This window comes from Amycolatopsis sp. NPDC026612 (genome assembly GCF_040638285.1).
Taxonomy (GTDB): Bacteria; Actinomycetota; Actinomycetes; order Mycobacteriales; family Pseudonocardiaceae; genus Amycolatopsis.
On the sequence record NZ_JBEZYB010000076.1, the window covers coordinates 17410 to 35655 of the forward strand.

9 protein-coding genes are annotated in these 18246 nt (G+C 71.3%); all 9 read left to right on the plus strand.

What is annotated here, in order from left to right:
* Positions 1–53 precede the first annotated feature (53 nt).
* The 9 genes from malQ (at position 54) to glgB (ending at position 18151) form a co-directional block, all read left to right on the plus strand.
* Positions 54–2021, plus strand: coding sequence for a 4-alpha-glucanotransferase (gene malQ, locus AB0F15_RS37590; protein ID WP_360281270.1), 1968 nt, complete (start codon positions 54–56; stop codon positions 2019–2021).
* 78 nt (positions 2022–2099) lie between these two features.
* On the plus strand, positions 2100–4220 hold the full coding sequence (glgX, locus tag AB0F15_RS37595; protein WP_360281272.1) for a glycogen debranching protein GlgX: 2121 nt from the start codon (positions 2100–2102) through the stop codon (positions 4218–4220).
* Positions 4217–6493 carry a malto-oligosyltrehalose synthase gene (treY, locus tag AB0F15_RS37600; RefSeq protein WP_360281274.1) on the plus strand — a complete coding sequence of 759 codons (2277 nt, stop codon included), beginning with the start codon at positions 4217–4219 and terminating at the stop codon, positions 6491–6493. The genes glgX (AB0F15_RS37595) and treY overlap by 4 nt, the downstream gene beginning before the upstream one ends.
* Complete coding sequence (treZ, locus tag AB0F15_RS37605) at positions 6490–8205, plus strand: malto-oligosyltrehalose trehalohydrolase (protein WP_360281276.1); 1716 nt, start codon at positions 6490–6492, stop codon at positions 8203–8205. The genes treY and treZ overlap by 4 nt, the downstream gene beginning before the upstream one ends.
* A 71-nt stretch (positions 8206–8276) precedes the next feature.
* A complete protein-coding gene (gene glgX, locus AB0F15_RS37610; RefSeq protein ID WP_360281278.1) occupies positions 8277–10424 on the plus strand; it encodes a glycogen debranching protein GlgX in 2148 nt (715 codons plus the stop codon).
* 297 nt (positions 10425–10721) lie between these two features.
* Positions 10722–12704, plus strand: coding sequence for a maltotransferase domain-containing protein (locus AB0F15_RS37615; protein ID WP_360281280.1), 1983 nt, complete (start codon positions 10722–10724; stop codon positions 12702–12704).
* A 49-nt stretch (positions 12705–12753) separates the two neighbouring features.
* A complete protein-coding gene (treS, locus tag AB0F15_RS37620; protein WP_360281282.1) occupies positions 12754–14562 on the plus strand; it encodes a maltose alpha-D-glucosyltransferase in 1809 nt (602 codons plus the stop codon).
* 5 nt (positions 14563–14567) lie between these two features.
* Positions 14568–15947 carry an aminoglycoside phosphotransferase gene (locus tag AB0F15_RS37625; protein ID WP_360281284.1) on the plus strand — a complete coding sequence of 460 codons (1380 nt, stop codon included), beginning with the start codon at positions 14568–14570 and terminating at the stop codon, positions 15945–15947.
* Complete coding sequence (gene glgB / locus AB0F15_RS37630; RefSeq protein ID WP_360281286.1) at positions 15944–18151, plus strand: 1,4-alpha-glucan branching protein GlgB; 2208 nt, start codon at positions 15944–15946, stop codon at positions 18149–18151. The genes AB0F15_RS37625 and glgB overlap by 4 nt, the downstream gene beginning before the upstream one ends.
* Positions 18152–18246: the final 95 nt, after the last annotated feature.

Below are 18246 nucleotides of genomic sequence, written 5' to 3' on the forward strand. Positions count from 1 at the left end.
GCCACCGGAGTGACGAAGTCGCGCGCAGATGGCGGGAACCGCCGGGCACCGGAATGCTGGTCCCCGTGCCCGAAGAGATCCCCGCCCGCACCGCCCTGCACGAGCTCGCCGGCCACCACGGCGTCGCCACCTGGTACGAAAACGCCGATCGCGTCCGGGTCGAGGTGGACGACGACGTCGTCATCGCCGTCCTCGGCCAGTTCGGCGTCGACGCGACCAGCGACGAAGCCGTCGCCGCCGCGCTGACCGCCGCGCGCGAAGCCCCGGCGGCGCTGCCCCCGACGATCGTCGTGCGGGAAGGCACCGGCCGGGCGCTGGGCGTGGCCGCCGAAGTCGTGCTCGAGGACGGGACGCGGCGGCAGGCCGACGGCGAGCTGCCGGCGGACCTGCCGCTGGGCTGGCACCGCGTCGTCACCGCCGAGCAGGACGTCGTGCTTGCGGTCGTGCCGGCGAAGCTGCCGCAGGTCCGGGACGCGTGGGGCTGGATGCTGCAGCTCTACGCCCTGCACTCGCCCGGGTCGTGGGGCATCGGCGACTACGCCGACCTCGCCACCTTCGCCGCCCGCTCGGCCGCGGAGCTGGACGCGGGTGTCCTGCTGGTCAACCCGGTCCAGGCGATCAGCCCCGCCCACCCGATCGAACGTTCGCCGTACTCCCCGGCGAGCCGCCGGTTCGCCAACCCGGTCTACCTGCGCGTCACCGCGACCGAGACGTTCGCGCGGGCCGGCGCCGCGACGCAGGAGACGGTCGAGTCCCTCGCCCCGGACCGCGAGGGCGAGCTCGTCGACTACGACGCGGTGTGGACGGCCAAGCGCGCCGCGCTCGAGCTGCTGTGGCCGCACCGGGCCGAAGAGGTGCCCGAGGACGGCGACCTGCAGGACTTCGCGCTGTTCTGCGCCCTCGCCGAGCGGCACGGCGGGGACTGGCGGGACTGGCCGGAAGAGCTGCGCGACCCGGCCGCGCCGGCGGTCGCGAAAGCCCGCGAAGAGCTGGCGGAGCGCGTCGGCTTCCACGCGTGGCTCCAGCACCTCTGCCGGGTGCAGCTGGAGACCGCCCGCCGGGCGGCGCGCGAAGCCGGGATGACGGTCGGGATCGTGCACGACCTGCCGGTGGGGGTGCACCCCGGCGGGGCCGACACGTGGGCGGTGCGGGACGTCTTCGCCGCCGACGTCCGGGTGGGCGCGCCGCCGGACGCCTTCAACCAGCAGGGCCAGGACTGGAACCTGCCGCCGTGGCGGCCGGACAAGCTGGCCGAGGCCGGGTACGCGCCGTTCCGGGACGTCATCCGCGGCGTCCTGCGCTTCGCCGACGGCATCCGCGTCGACCACATCGCCGGCCTGTGGCGGCTGTGGTGGATCCCGCCGGGCGAGCCCGCGCACCGCGGCACGTACGTCCACTACGACGCCGAGGCGATGGTCGGCGTGCTCGCCCTGGAAGCACACCGCGCCGGTGCGGTGGTCGTGGGGGAGGACCTCGGCACGGTCGAGGAGGTCGTCACCGACACGATGCACGAACGGGGCATGCTCAGCTCGGCCGTGCTGTGGTTCGAGCGCGACTGGGACGCCCCGGGCCAGCCGTTCACCCGCCCGGCCGAGTGGGACCCGGACGCGATGGCCAGCATCTCCACGCACGACCTGCCGACGGTCTCGGGCTGGCTGGCCGGCGAGCACGTCCGGGTCCGCGCCGAGCTGGGGCTGCTGGATCGCGGGGTCGAAGCGGAGGAAGAGGCGGCCGCCGCCGAGCGCAAGGCGCTGCTGGAACTCGTTGCGCGGGAAGGGATTCCGGCCGACGACCCGGTCGTCGCGCTGCACACGCTGCTGGCCTCGGCCGCGTCCCGGCTCGTGCTGACCTCGCCGGCCGACGTGGCGGGCCAAGTACGGCAGCCGAATCTGCCCGGAACGGTCGACCAGTACCCTAACTGGCGGATTCGCCTTCCCGTCAGCGTCGACGGCTTCTTCACCGCGAAGGGGGTCCGCGCCGCGGTCGCACCGCTGGCGGCGGCCCGGCCGCTGCCCCGGTAACGACCAGCCCCGTGGCGCACGACCCCCAGTGATGCGCGTCCGCGGAGCGGACGCCGAACCAAGCTCGAGGAGACCCCAGTGCGGCCCTGGCCAGGAACGCCCTACCCGCTCGGCGCCACCTACGACGGAGTCGGGACGAACTTCGCCCTGTTCTCCGAGGTGGCCGAGCGGGTCGAACTGTGCCTGTTCGACGCCGACGGCACGGAAACGCGGCACGCGCTCGAAGAGGTGGACGGCTTCGTCCACCACGGCTACCTGCTCAACGTCGGGCCCGGGCAGCGGTACGGGTTCCGCGTGCACGGCCCGTACGACCCGAAACGCGGTCAGCGCTGCAACCCGAACAAGCTGCTCATCGACCCGTACGCGAAAGCCGTCTCGCACGGCGTGAAATGGGACGAGTCCCTGTTCGGGTACAAGTTCGACAACCCGGACGAGCGCAACGACGACGATTCTGCCGGCCGCGTGCCGTATTCGCTGGTGGCGAACCCGTTCTTCGACTGGGGCAACGACCGCCAGCCGAAGCGGCCGTACGCCGAGACGGTCATCTACGAGGCCCACGTCAAGGGCATGACCGTGCATCACCCGTTCGTGCCCGAAGCGCTGCGGGGCACGTACGCCGGGCTCGCGCACCCCGCCGTCGTGGAGCACCTGCAGAAGCTCGGCGTGACCGCCGTGGAGCTGCTGCCGGTGCACCAGTTCGTCACCGACCACGGCCTCGCCGAGAAGGGCCTGACGAACTACTGGGGCTACAACACGATCGGCTACTTCGCGCCGCACGACGCGTACTCGGCGATGCCCGGTGAGGGCGGCCAGGTCCAGGAGTTCAAGGGCATGGTCAAGGCCTTCCACGAGGCCGGGATCGAAGTGATCCTCGACGTGGTTTACAACCACACCGCCGAGGGCAACCACCTCGGGCCGACCCTGTCGATGCGCGGCATCGACAACGAGGCCTACTACCGGCTGGTCGAGGGGGAGCCCGAGTACTACATGGACTACACCGGCACCGGGAACTCGCTGAACGTGCGCAACCCGCACACCCTGCAGCTGATCATGGACTCGCTGCGGTACTGGGTGACGGAGATGCACGTCGACGGCTTCCGGTTCGACCTCGCTTCGGCGCTGGCGCGCGAGTTCTACGACGTCGACCGGCTGTCGACGTTCTTCGACCTCGTCCAGCAGGACCCGATCGTGAGCCAGGTGAAGCTGATCGCGGAGCCGTGGGACGTCGGTCCCGGCGGCTACCAGGTGGGCAACTTCCCGCCGCTGTGGACGGAGTGGAACGGGCAGTACCGCGACACCGTCCGCGACTTCTGGCGGGGCGAGCCGTCGACGCTGGGGGAGTTCGCGTCGCGGATCACCGGCTCGTCGGACCTCTACCAGGACGACGGCCGCCGTCCGTTCGCGTCGATCAACTTCGTCACCGCGCACGACGGCTTCACGCTGCGGGATCTGGTGTCCTACAACGAAAAGCACAACGAGGCCAACGGCGAGGACGGCCGCGACGGCGCCGACGACAACCGGTCGTGGAACTGCGGGGTCGAGGGGGAGACCGACGACCCCGAGGTGCTGGAGCTGCGCGCGCGGCAGCAGCGCAACATGCTGGCCACGCTGATCCTGTCCCAGGGTGTGCCGATGATCCTGCACGGCGACGAGCTCGGCCGCACCCAGCAGGGCAACAACAACGTCTACTGCCAGGACTCCGCACTGTCCTGGCTGGACTGGGAACTGGCGAAGGAGAACGCCGACCTGGTGCAGTTCACCGCCGGGCTGACCGCGCTCCGGCGCCGGCACCCGGTGTTCCGCCGCCGCCGGTTCTTCCAGGGCGGCCCGGTCGGCAAGGGCGAGAAGCTGGGCGACATCGCCTGGTTCACCCCGGCCGGCGAGGAGATGACCGAGCAGAACTGGGACGACGGCTTCGGCAAGGCGGTCGTGGTGTTCCTCAACGGCCAGGCGATCCCGGACCTCGACCAGCGCGGGATGAGCGTCTCGGACGACTCGTTCCTGCTCGCCTTCAACGCGCACTACGAGGACATCGACACGACGCTGCCGGGCAACGGGTACGGCCAGAGCTGGACCGTCGTGATCGACACGGCGACCGGCGAAGTGGACCCCGCCGACGCCAAGCCGATCGAAGGCGGCGGCCAGTTCCTCCTCCCCGCCCGATCCCTGGTCGTGCTGCAGCGAACGGAGCCCGAATGACCGTGCCGGAGTCGACGTACCGGGTGCAGCTGCGCCCGGAGTTCACCTTCAGCGACGCGGCCGGCATCGCCGGCTACCTGCGCGACCTGGGCATCGGTGCGCTGTACGCGTCGCCGGTGCTGGACGCGGCGCCGGGCTCGACGCACGGCTACGACGTCGTCGACCCGACCCGCGCCCGGCCCGCGCTGGGCGGCGAAGGGGCGCGTCAAGAGCTCGCCGCGCTGCTCAAGGAGCTCGGATTGGGCCTGGTGGTGGACATCGTGCCCAACCACATGTCGGTCGAGGTGCCGAAGGCGAACCGCTGGTGGTGGGACGTGCTCAAGCACGGTCGCGACTCGGAGTTCGCGGCCTCCTTCGACGTCGACTGGGACAGCGGCCCGATCCTGCTGCCGGTCCTGGGCGACGACGACGCCGTCTCGGAGCTGTCGGTCGAGGGCGACGAACTCGTCTACTACGACCACCGGTTCCCGGTCGCGCCCGGCACGGAAGGCGGGACGCCGCAGGAGGTCCACGGGCGCCAGCACTACCGCCTGGCCGGCTGGCGGCGCGGCAACGCGGAGCTGAACTACCGCCGGTTCTTCGACATCACGACCCTGGCCGCGGTCCGCGTCGAAGACCCGAAGGTGTTCGCCGAGACGCACGGCGAGGTCCTGCGCTGGGTCGCCGACGGCGACGTCACCGGCCTGCGCGTCGACCACCCGGACGGGCTCGCCGACCCGGGCGGCTACTTCCGGCGGCTGCGGGAGAACGCGCCGGACGCGTGGATCGTGGCCGAGAAGATCCTGCACCCGGGCGAGCCGCTGCCGCAGAGCTGGCCGGTCGACGGCACCACCGGCTACGACGCCCTGCGCGAGATCGCCGGCGTCTTCATCGACCCCGCGGGCGAGCCCGACTTCACCGCCTTGGCGAACGAGCTCGGCGTGAAGACCGGCTACCACCGCGTCGAGGCCGAGGCCCGGCGCCTGGTCACCGACCGCATCCTGGTCGCCGAGGTCCGGCGGATCGCCGCCCAGCTGCGCTACGTCGATCCCGAAGCCGCGCGGCAGGCGGTGGCCGAGACCATGATCGCCTTCCCGGTCTACCGCTCCTACCTCCCGGAGGGGGCGGCGCACTGGGCGGCGGCGATCGACGGGGCCCGCCGTGCCCGGCCCGACCTCGCCGAGCCGCTGGCGATGCTCGACGCCGTCATGCGGAAGAACCCGGACAGCGAGCTGGCCACCCGGCTCCAGCAGACCTCCGGCATGGTCGTGGCGAAGGGCACCGAGGACACGACGTTCTACCGCTACACCCGGTTCGCGGCGCTCAACGAGGTCGGCGGCAACCCGGACCGCTTCGGCCTGGGCGTCGACGAGTTCCACCGGCTGGCCGCCGAGCGCGAAGCCGGCTACCCGGCCGCGATGACGACGCTGACCACTCACGACACCAAGCGCTCCGAGGACACCCGGGCCCGGATGGCGGTGCTGGCCGAAGTCCCCGGCGAGTTCGCCCAGGCCGTCCGGCGGTGGACCGCCCGGCGCGGGATCGACGAGCCGTCGCTCAACCTGCTGGCCTGGCAGACGCTGGTGTCGACCTGGCCGATCGAGCCGGCCCGGCTGCGGGACTACCTCGACAAGGCGGCCAAGGAAGCCAAGCTCCGGACGAGCTGGACCGACCACGACGAGGCCTTCGAAGCCGACGTCGCCGCGTGGCCCGAAGACGTCATGAACGATGCCGAGCTCGCGGCGGACGTCGAGGCGTTCGTCAAGCGCATCGAGGGCCCCGGTTACGCGAACTCGCTCGGCCAGAAGCTCGTCCAGCTGACCGCGCCCGGCGTCCCGGACGTCTACCAGGGCAGCGAGCTGTGGGACTTCTCGCTGGTCGACCCGGACAACCGCCGCCCGGTCGACTACGCCGCGCGCCGCGAGCTGCTGGCCCGGATCGCCGACGGCGAGCGGCCGGAGATCGACGCTTCCGGCGCGGCCAAGATGCTGGTCGTGCACAAGGCCCTGCGGCTGCGCCGCGAGCACCCGGCGCTGTTCCGCGGCTACCGGCCGCTGCGGGCCGAAGGGGCCGCGGCGGCCCACTGCCTGGCCTACACGCGCAGCGCCGACCTCGCCGTGGCGGTGACCCGGCTGCCCGTCGGCCTCGAAGCCGGCGGCGGCTGGCGCGACACGGTCCTCCCGCTGCCCCCCGGCGTCTGGACCGACGTCCTGACCGGCCGCGAGGTCACCGGCGACCTGGTCACCCTGTTCGAGCGGTACCCCGTCGCGTTGCTGGTGCGAGGAGACGTATGAGGTTCAGCGTGTGGGCCCCTTCGGCCCGCCGGGTCCGGGTGAGCGTCGACGCCGGCGTGCACGAGATGACCGCGGCCGACGACGGCTGGTGGTACGCCGAGGCCGAGGGCATCAACTACGCCTTCCTGCTGGACGACGACGAGAAGCCGCTGCCCGACCCGCGATCGCGGTGGCAGCCCCACGGCGTCCACCAGGAGTCGCGCGTCTACGACCACGCGGAATTCGCTTGGACCGACGACGCCTGGACCGGCCGGCAGCTGCCCGGCGGGGTGGTCTACGAGCTGCACATCGGCACCTTCACCGAGGGCGGTACCTTCGACGCGGCCATCGACCGGCTCGACCACCTCGTCGACCTCGGCATCACGCACGTCGAGCTGCTGCCGGTCAACTCGTTCGACGGCACCGCGGGCTGGGGCTACGACGGCGTCCTCTGGGGCGCGGTCCACGAGCCCTACGGCGGCCCGGACGGGTTCAAGCGGTTCGTCGACGCGGCCCACGCGCGCGGCCTGGCCGTCGTGCTCGACGTCGTCTACAACCACCTCGGGCCGTCGGGCGCCTACCTGGACAAGTTCGGGCCGTACTTCGCCGGCCAGAACGACTGGGGTCCCGGCCTCAACCTCGACGGGCCCGGCTCCGACGAGGTCCGCCGGTACGTGCTCGACAACGCGCTGGGCTGGTTCCGCGACTTCCACGTCGACGCCCTGCGCCTGGACGCCGTGCACGCGCTGCTCGACCGGCGGGCCGTCCACCTGCTCGAACAGCTCGCCACCGAGGTCGACGCGCTGTCGGCGGCGCTGAACCGGCCGCTGACGCTGATCGCCGAGTCCGACCTCAACGACCCGCGGCTCGTCACGCCCCGCGAACGCGGCGGGTTCGGCCTGCACGCCCAGTGGTCGGACGACCTGCACCACGCCCTGCACGTCAAGCTCACCGGCGAGACGTCCGGTTACTACGCGGACTTCGCCGCGCCGGACGCGCTCGAGCGGGTCCTGCGCGAGGTGTTCTTCCACGCGGGCACCTGGTCGTCGTTCCGGGAGCGGACCCACGGCCGCCCGGTCGACACGCGGACCGTGCCCGGCCACCGCTTCCTCGGCTACCTGCAGAACCACGACCAGATCGGCAACCGCGCGACCGGCGACCGGCTGTCCGCCACCGTCGCGCCCGGCCGGCTGGCCTGCGGCGCGGCGATCCTGTTCTGCTCGCCGTACACGCCGATGGTGTTCATGGGGGAGGAGTGGGCGGCGAGCACGCCGTGGCAGTTCTTCGCGTCCTTCCCGGACCCGGAGCTGGCCGAGGCCGTCCGCACGGGCCGCCGTCGCGAGTTCTCCCGGCACGGCTGGGGCGAGTCGGACGTGCCCGACCCGATGGACCCGGCCACGGTGGCCCGTTCGCGGCTCGACTGGGCCGAGGTCGAGCGGCCCGGTCACGGTGAGGTGCTGGAGCTGTACCGTGCGTTGATCCGGCTGCGCCGCGAGCGGCCCGAACTGGCCGACCCGTGGGTCGCGGACCTGCGCATCGACTCCGCGCCGGACGGGTCCTGGCTCGTGCTGCACCGCGGCGGGCTGCGGCTGGCCGTCAACTTCGGGCCCGGCCCGGTGACGCTGCCGCTCGGGGCGACCGTGTCGCTGCTCACGTGGGGAGACGCCACGGTGGACGGTGGGGCCGCGCACCTGCCCCCGGACACCTTCGTACTGGCCGAGACGACACCCTGACGGCGGTTGCCTCGCGGTAACTCTCCTGGCATGACGCGCACGGACCACTGCTTATCTGGGACGATTCAGGAATGGCCACACGACCCTCCGCCGACCACGTCCTCGCCGGCCGCCCCTTCCCGCTCGGAGCCCACCCCGAGGCGGGCGGCGTGCGGTTCGCGATCACGTCCGCCGTCGCGGACGCCGTCGAGCTGTGCCTGATCGACGCCGACGGGTCGGAACGCCGGATCGCGCTCACCGAACGCACCTTCGGCGTCTGGCACGGCCTGGTCCCCGGGGTGACGCCGGGGCAGCGGTACGGCTACCGGATCCACGGCCCGTACGACCCGGCCCGCGGCCTGCGGTGCAACCCGCACAAGCTGCTCCTGGACCCGTACGCCCGGCAGATCACCGGCGGGCTCACCGACCTGCGCGCCGCCCAGGGCTTCACCGGCGACCCGGAGCGCGGGCCGATGTCCACTGTGGACTCCCTGGGCAGCGTGCCGCTGTCGGTGGTCAGCTCCCCGGGCGGCCCGGACACCGGGATCAAGCCGGAGGTGCCGTTCGAGGAGGCGGTGGTCTACGAACTGCACGTCAAGGGCTTCACCCAGCGGCACCCGTTCATCCCGGAGGCGCTGCGCGGCACCTACCTCGGCCTGGCCCACCCGGTGGCGATCGAGTACCTGACCCGCCTCGGCGTCACCTCGGTCGAGCTGCTGCCGGTGCACTCGTTCCTCGACGAGCCGTCGCTGATCCGGGCCGGCCAGCACAACTACTGGGGCTACTCGCCGCTCGGCTTCTTCGCCCCGCACGCCGCCTACGCCAGCGAACCGGGCCACGAGGTCGAGGAGTTCCGGCTGATGGTGGCCGCGCTGCACGCGGCGGGCATCGAGGTGATCCTCGACGTCGTGTTCAACCACACCTGCGAGGGCGGCCCGGACGGGCCGACGCTCAGCTTCCGCGGGCTGAACGCGCCGGTGTACTACCTGCACACCGACCGCGGCCACATGGCCGACATCACCGGCTGCGGCAACACCCTGGAGGCGGGCTCGCCGACCGTGGTGCGGCTGGTGACCGACTCGCTGCGGTACTGGACGCAGGAGATGGGCGTCGACGGCTTCCGGTTCGACCTCGCCAGCACGCTCGGGCGGCCGCGCGGCGGCGCGTTCGACCCGGCGTCGACGCTGCTCACCGCGATCACCACCGACCCGGTGCTCTCGCGCTGCAAGCTGATCGCCGAGCCGTGGGACGCCACCGGCGAGGGCTACCGCGTCGGCGGCTTCGGCGCCCAGTGGGCGGAGTGGAACGGCCGCTACCGCGACACGATCCGCGACTTCTGGCGCGGCGCGACCGGCGTGCGCGACCTCGCCTACCGGCTGTCCGGTTCGTCGGACCTCTACGACCACAACCTGCGGCGGCCGTGGCAGTCGATCAACTTCGTCACCGCGCACGACGGCTTCACGCTGCGGGACCTGGTGTCCTACAACGAAAAGCACAACGAGGCCAACGGCGAGGACAACCGCGACGGCACCAACGACAACCGCTCGTGGAACCACGGCGCCGAGGGCGACACGGCCGACCCGGCGATCCGGGAGCTGCGGACCCGGCAGGCGCGGAACATGTTCGCCACGCTGCTGCTGTCCACCGGCACCCCGATGCTCACCGCGGGCGACGAGTTCTGGCGGACCCAGCACGGCAACAACAACGCGTACTGCGTCGACGACGAAACGTCGTGGTTCGATTGGACACCGGACGACACCGAGGCCGAGGCCATGCTCGCCTTCGCCCGCCGGGTCGTCCGGCTGCGCGCCAACAGCCCGGCGCTGCGGCAGCCGGAGTTCTTCGAAGGCCGGACGACGCCCACCGGCAAGCCGGACCTCGTCTGGTTCCGCCCGGACGGCGAGGAGTTCGGCGAGAGCGACTGGTTCACGGACCGCCACACGCTCGGCATGTGGATCGACGGCTCGAACAGCCAGGCGCGCAACCGCGAGGGCGAGCTGGTGCCCGACCACTCGTGGCTGCTGTGGCTGCACGCCGGCGACGCCCCGGCCGAGGTGGTCCTGCCGGGCCGCGAGTACGGCGAGACGTTCAAGCCGACCCTCGACACCAGCACCGCCGACGGCACCCCGGCCAACCCGGGAGCGCTCGAAGCCAAGAGCCGGGTGACGCTCCAGTCCCGCTCCCTCCTCCTGCTCCGCGCCCCCCGCCTGGCCGCCGAACCCCACCCCGAGCCCTACTGACTGACCCCCCGCCACACCCGACCGTAGCTTTCACGTGAAAGCTACGGGGGTGCGCGTGTCGTCCGTTGGGGTACGGGTTTCGGCCTTTCGGATCCGCGTGTCGGCCGGGCGGCGGGCCGGGCCGGGTGACGGGCGGACGTAACCTGCCGGACACCTGGCCGGAACTCGTTGCGGAGAAAGCGTTTCAGCTGATCCAGATTGGGTACAGCACTAGAGAACCCTGCCGTGTGGACGCTTGATCGAGTCAGGCAGACTGTCGCCGTCTGCGTCCAACCGACATATCGAAGGGCGTTGCCCATGACCGGCCGGCTCGGCATCGACGACGTCTCCCCCAGCGTGAGCTGCGGCCGGTATCCGGCCAAAGCCGTTGTGGGGGAACATATCCCGGTCTTCGCGACCGTCTGGCGCGAAGGCCATGACGCCGTCGCGGCCACCGTTGCTTGGCGCGGTCCGGACGACCGCCTGACCCGCCAGACGCGGATGGTCCCGCGCGGTCCCGACCACCCGGACGAGTTCGCCGCGGTGATCGCCCCGGACACCACCGGTCTGTGGACGTTCCGGATCGACGCGTGGAGCGATCCCTGGGCGACGTGGGAACACGCCGTCGAGGTGAAGGTCGCCGCCGGGCAGGGGCCCGAGGACCTCGCGAACGACATCGAGAACGGCGCCCGGCTGCTCGAGCGCGTCTCCCGCCGGCCCGACCGCCGGGCGGAAAAAGCGCTCCTGACCGGCGCGGTGAAGGCTCTGCGCGACGAAGAGCGCAGCCTCGCCGAGCGCGTCGGACCCGCGCTCTCGCCCGAGGTCCGCCAGCTCATGCGCGAGTTCCCGGTGCGCGAGCTGATCACCAAGGGCAAGCCGCAGAAGATCTGGGTCGACCGCCGTCGCGCCGCGTACGGCTCCTGGTACGAGCTGTTCCCCCGCTCCACCGGCGGGCTCGACGCCGAGGGCAAGCCGGTGCACGGCACCTTCGCCACCGCCGCGGACGCCCTCGACCGGGTCGCGAAGATGGGCTTCGACGTCGTCTACCTCCCGCCGATTCACCCGATCGGGCGAGTCAACCGCAAGGGACCCAACAACACCCTCGACGCCAAGCCGGAAGACGTCGGCTCGCCGTGGGCGATCGGCGCCGACGAGGGCGGGCACGACGCCATCCACCCCGAACTCGGCGACTTCGACGACTTCGACGCGTTCGTCGCGCGGGCCGCCGAGCTCGGCATGGAGGTGGCGCTGGACTTCGCGCTGCAGGCCGCGCCCGACCACCCGTGGGTGCTCAAGCACCCCGAGTTCTTCACGACCCGCCCGGACGGCTCGATCGCGTACGCGGAGAACCCGCCGAAGAAGTACCAGGACATCTACCCGATCAACTTCGACAACGACCCCAAGGCCGTCTACGAAGAGATGCTGCGGGTCATCACCGTCTGGATCGACCACGGGGTGAAGATCTTCCGGGTCGACAACCCGCACACCAAGCCGCCGGACTTCTGGGCCTGGCTGATCCAGTCGGTGAAGGACGCCCACCCGGACGTGCTGTTCCTGGCCGAGGCGTTCACCCGCCCGGCGCGGCTGTGGGGCCTGGCCCGGCTCGGCTTCACCCAGAGCTACACCTACTTCACCTGGCGCACCGCCAAGCAGGAGCTGATCGACTTCGCCATCGACCTGCGGGAGCACTGGCACGAGGGCCGGCCGAACCTGTTCGTCAACACCCCGGACATCCTCCACGAGTCGCTGCAGCGCGGCGGCCCCGGCATGTTCGCGCTGCGGGCCGCGCTCGCCGCCACGATCTCGCCGACGTGGGGCGTCTACTCGGGGTACGAGCTGTTCGAGCACCTCCCGGTCCGCGACGGCAGCGAGGAGTACCTCGACTCCGAGAAGTACCAGCTGCGCCCGCGGGACTTCGAGCGCGCGCTCGCCGAAGGCCGTTCGCTGGAGCCGTGGCTGGCGAAGCTGAACGCCGTCCGGCGCGCGCACCCGGCCCTGCAGCAGATGCGCACCCTGCACTTCCACCACGTCGACAACGACGCGCTGCTGGCCTACTCCAAACAGGACCCGGCCACCGGCGACACCGTCGTCACGGTGGTCACCCTCGACCCGTACGGGCCCCAGGAGGGCACGTTGTGGCTCGACACCGGGGCGCTCGGGTTCGAAGCCCACGAGCGGCTGATCGCCCACGACGAGGTCACCGGCGACACCTGGGACTGGGGCCCGGCGAACTTCGTCCGGCTCGAACCCTGGCGGGCGGTGGCGCACATGGTGTCGGTGAGACGCCGTCTGGCCGGCTGACGAAGACGGGACGGGAAGGACGGCGAAGCGAGAAACTGAGGTGGAGTACATGGCGGACGAGGCCCGGCCCGACGCGGCACTGGGGCTGGACGGTGTGCCGCACACCGGCGAGGCGATGACCGCGGACGGCATGCTCGTGGAACCGCAGGCCGGGGACTTCCGGTCGGCGCAGCAGGCGCCGAGCAACCCGGAGTGGTTCAAGGGCGCGGTGTTCTACGAAGTGCTGGTGCGTGCGTTCGCCGATTCCAACGGCGACGGCACCGGTGACCTGCGCGGCCTGGCCGGGAGATTGGACTACCTGGCCTGGCTCGGCATCGACTGCCTGTGGCTGCCGCCGTTCTACGCCTCGCCGCTGCGCGACGGCGGGTACGACATCAGCGACTTCCGCGCGGTGCTGCCGGAGTTCGGCAGTGTCGAAGACTTCGTGTTCCTGCTCAACGAAGCGCACCGGCGCGGCATCCGGGTGATCACCGACCTGGTGCTCAACCACACCTCGGACGCGCACCCGTGGTTCCAGCAGTCCCGCAGCGACCCCGACGGCCCGTACGGCGACTACTACGTGTGGAGCGACGACGACTCCCGCTACGCCGACGCGCGGATCATCTTCGTCGACACCGAGACGTCGAACTGGACCTACGACCCGGTGCGCGGCCAGTTCTACTGGCACCGGTTCTTCTCCCACCAGCCCGACCTGAACTTCGAGAACGTCGACGTCCAGAACGCGATGATCGACACCCTGCGGTTCTGGCTGGACCTGGGCATCGACGGGTTCCGCCTGGACGCCGTGCCGTACCTGTTCGAGCAGGAGGGCACCAACTGCGAGAACCTGCCGCGCACGCACGAGTTCCTCAAGCGCTGCCGCAAGGTCGTCGACGACGAGTACCCCGGCCGGATCCTGCTGGCCGAAGCGAACCAGTGGCCTTCGGACGTCGTCGAGTACTTCGGCGACCCGGCGGTCGGCGGCGACGAGTGCCACATGGCGTTCCACTTCCCGCTGATGCCGCGGATCTTCATGGCGGTGCGGCGCGAGTCGCGGTTCCCGATCTCGGAGATCATGACCCAGACCCCGGAGATCCCCAGTGGCACCCAGTGGGGCATCTTCCTGCGCAACCACGACGAGCTGACCCTCGAGATGGTCACCGACGAGGAACGCGACTACATGTACGCGGAGTACGCCAAGGACCCGCGCATGAAGGCCAACATCGGCATCCGCCGCAGGCTGGCGCCGCTGCTGGACAACGACCGCAACCAGCAGGAGCTGTTCACCGCGATGCTCCTGTCCCTGCCGGGATCGCCCGTTCTGTACTACGGTGACGAGATCGGCATGGGAGACAACATCTGGCTCGGAGACCGCGACGCGGTGCGCACCCCCATGCAGTGGACCCCGGACCGCAACGCCGGGTTCTCCTCGTGCGACCCGGGCCGCATCTACCTGCCGGTGATCATGGACCCGGTGTACGGCTACCAGGGCCTGAACGTCGAGGCGCAGTCGAACAACAGTTCGTCACTGCTCAACTGGACCCGCCGGATGATCGAGGTGCGCAAGCAGCACCACGCGTTCGCCGAGGGCGAGTTCATCGACCTCGGCGGGTCCAACCCGAGCGTGCTGGCCTACAAGCGCCAATGGCGGCGGCCGGACGGCGGCGAAGACGTCGTGCTCTGCGTCAACAACCTCTCCCGGTTCCCGCAGCCGGTGGAGCTGGATCTGTCCGCGCACCGCGGGTGCACGCCGGTGGAACTCACCGGTGGCGTGCAGTTCCCCAGCATCGGGGACCTGTCGTACCTGCTGACGCTGCCGGGGCACGGCTTCTACTGGTTCCAGCTGACGAGCTCGGGAGACGAAGGCGAAGCGAGGTGAGTCCCTTGTCCGACCCGCGCGAGCTGGTCGACGACCTGACCGAGGACCTGAGGCGCTGGCTGCCGGAGCAGCGCTGGTTCGCCGGCAAGGACCGGCCGGTGACCGGCATCCGCCGGCTCGGCGTGACCGAGCTGGTCGAAGGCGACCCGCAGCTGCTGCACGTGGTCGTGGAGATCGCCCAGGACGACCGCCGCGAGCCCTACCAGCTGCTCGTGGGCCGGCGGACACACCCGCCGGAGATCGCGTCGACCAGCTGGATCGGGGCCGTCGGCGACCTCAACGCCTACGAGGCGTCCGGTGACCTGGACGTCACCGGAGTGCTGCTGGACCTGATGGCCCGCGAGGAGCGGGTCGGGTCGCTGATCTTCGAGCACGAGCCCGGCGTGGAGCTGGACACCGGCCTGCGGGCCCGGCCGATCACGTCGGAGCAGAGCAACACGTCCCTGGTCTACGGCGGGCAGTACATCCTCAAGCTGTTCCGGAAGCTGACGCCGGGCAAGAACAAGGACCTGCTGCTGCACCGGGCCCTGCAGGGCGTCGGCAGCAAGCACATCGCGCCGGTGCTCGGGTCGATCACCGGCGACCTGGACGGCGAGCCGACCACGGTCGGCATGCTCCAGCAGTTCGTCTCGGACGCGGTCGACGGCTGGGCGATGGCCACCACCAGCGTCCGCGACCTGATGGCCGCGCCCGAACTGCATCCCGAGGAGGTCGGCGGCGACTTCGCCGGCGAGGCCGAGCGGCTCGGGCGCGCCGTCGCCGAGGTGCACGCGGACCTCGCCGAGGCGCTCGGCACCGAGCCGGTCGACAGCGACGAGCTGGAACGCTCGGCGAACGCGATGCTCGACCGGCTCGACACGATCACCGGGCGGGTGCCCGAACTGGCCGCGCACGCCACGGGGCTGCAGGTGGCCTTCGAGAAGCTGCGCACGCTGCCCCACGACTCGGTCACCATGCAGTACATCCACGGCGACCTCCACCTCGGCCAGGTGCTGCGGACGGTCGGCGGCTGGCTGCTGATCGACTTCGAGGGCGAGCCGGCGGCCCCGGTGGAGGAACGCCACGCGCTCCGCTCGCCGTTGCGCGACGTCGCGGGCATGCTGAGGTCGTTCGACTACGCGGCCCAGCAGATGCTGGTCGGCCAGCCGGACGACCCGGCGCTCGCCGAGCGGGCGCTGGAGTGGTCGGACCGCAACCGGGCGGCGTTCTGCGAGGGGTACGCCGCGGTCGCGGCGGACCCGCGCGACCAGGGCGAGCTGCTGCGCGCCTTCGAACTGGACAAGGCGGTCTACGAGGTGGGCTACGAGCACGCGAACCGGCCGGACTGGCTGGGCGTGCCGCTCGCCTCGATCGCCCGGATCACTAGCGGAGGGATCACACCGTGAACGCGGCTCCCGAAGGCCTCCCGGCCGCGGCCCCGCCGGCCGCGGACATCGACCGGCTGCTCGGCGGCTCCCACCACGACCCGCACTCGGTGCTGGGCGTGCACGCCGTGGGCAAGGGCTTCGCGGCCCGGGCGCTGGTGCCCGGGGCGAAAGCCGTCACGCTGTGCGTGGGCGAGCACCGGTACCCCATGGAGCCGGTGATCGACGCGCTGTTCGCCGTCGCCGTGCCCGAGCACCCCGGCGACTACCGGCTCGAGGTCGAGTACGACGGGCACACCACGACCGCCGACGACCCCTACCGCTGGCTGCCCACGGTGGGCGAGCTGGACCTGCACCTGATCGGCGAGGGCCGGCACGAGCGGCTCTGGGAGGTGCTCGGCGCGCACCTGCGGTCGTACGAGACGCCGAACGGGGTCGTCGAGGGGACGTCGTTCGCGGTCTGGGCGCCGAACGCCCGCGGCATCCGCGTGATCGGCGACTTCAACGCCTGGGACGGGCGCGGGCACCCGATGCGCTCGCTCGGCTCGTCCGGCGTCTGGGAGCTGTTCGTGCCCGGCGTCGGCGCCGGCACCTGCTACAAGTTCCGGATCCTCGGCGCCGACGGGAACTGGCACGAAAAGGCCGACCCGATGGCGTTCGGCACCGAGCAGCCGCCGGCGACGGCGTCGGTCGTCACCCGCTCGGCCCACCAGTGGGAAGACGACGACTGGATCGCGCAGCGGGAGGCGACCCAGTGGGCCGCGGCGCCGATGAGCGTCTACGAGGTGCACCTGGGCTCGTGGCGGCCAGGCCTGGACTACCGGGAACTGGCCGACCAGCTGGGCGACTACCTCGTCGAAACCGGTTTCACGCACGTGGAGCTGCTGCCGGTCTCGGAGCACCCGTTCGGTGGCTCGTGGGGCTACCAGGTGACGTCGTACTACGCGCCGACGTCCCGCTTCGGCTCGCCGGACGACTTCCGCTACTTCGTCGACCGCCTGCACCAGCGGGGCATCGGCGTGCTGGTGGACTGGGTGCCCGCGCACTTCCCGCGTGACGCCTGGGCGCTGGCCAAGTTCGACGGCACCGCGCTCTACGAGCACGCGGACCCGCGCCGCGGCGAGCAGCCCGACTGGGGCACGCTCGTGTTCGACTTCGGCCGCAACGAGGTCCGCAACTTCCTGGTCGCCAACGCGCTGTACTGGATCGAGGAGTTCCACCTCGACGGCCTGCGCGTCGACGCCGTCGCCTCGATGCTCTACCTCGACTACTCCCGCAAGGAAGGGGAGTGGCTGCCGAACCAGTACGGCGGCCGCGAAAACCTCGATGCGGTGCGGTTCCTGCAGGAGCTGAACGCGACCGTCTACAAGCGACACCCCGGGACGGTGATGATCGCCGAGGAGTCGACGGCCTGGCCGGGCGTCACGCGCCCGACGCACCTGGGCGGCCTCGGGTTCGGCTTCAAGTGGAACATGGGCTGGATGCACGACACGCTCCGGTACCTGTCCCACGAGCCGATCCACCGCGCGTACCACCACAACGAGATGACCTTCTCGCTGGTTTACGCGTGGAGCGAGAACTTCGTGCTGCCGCTGTCGCACGACGAAGTGGTGCACGGCAAGGGATCCCTGTGGGGCCGGATGCCGGGCGACGCCTGGAACAAGGCGGCGGGCCTGCGTTCGCTGCTGGCGTTCATGTGGGCGCACCCGGGCAAGCAGCTGCTGTTCATGGGCGGCGAGTTCGGCCAGCCGGGGGAGTGGTCGGAGTCGAAGTCGCTGGACTGGCACCTCCTCGACGAGCCGCTGCACCTCGGCGTGTGGGAGCTGCTGCGGTCCCTGAACACGGTCTACCGGTCCTCGCCGGCGTTGTACAGCCAAGACACTTCGCCGGACGGCTTCCGCTGGATCGACGCGAACGACTCGAGCGGCAACGTGCTGAGCTTCCTCCGCATCGGCGCCGACGGCTCGCGGCTGGCCTGCGTGGCCAACTTCGCGGGCGTCCCGCACCACGACTACCGGGTCGGCCTGCCGGCGGCGGGCGTCTGGCGCGAGGTGGTCAACACCGACGCCGAGGCCTACGGCGGCTCCGGAGTCGGCAACATGGGCGCGGTGGAGGCAACGGAGGAACCTTGGCACGGCCAGCCGGCGTCAGCGGTCCTCCAGCTGCCCCCGGCCGGGGTGCTCTGGCTGATGGAGGACACCGCACCGGACCCGGATCTCGCGTGATCCAACCCGGATCCCACGTGATTTAAGCCGGAACTCGCGTGATTGGGGCCGGAACGCGATCGGTTTCGCGGTCGCCTTCACGCAGTCGGTGTGGC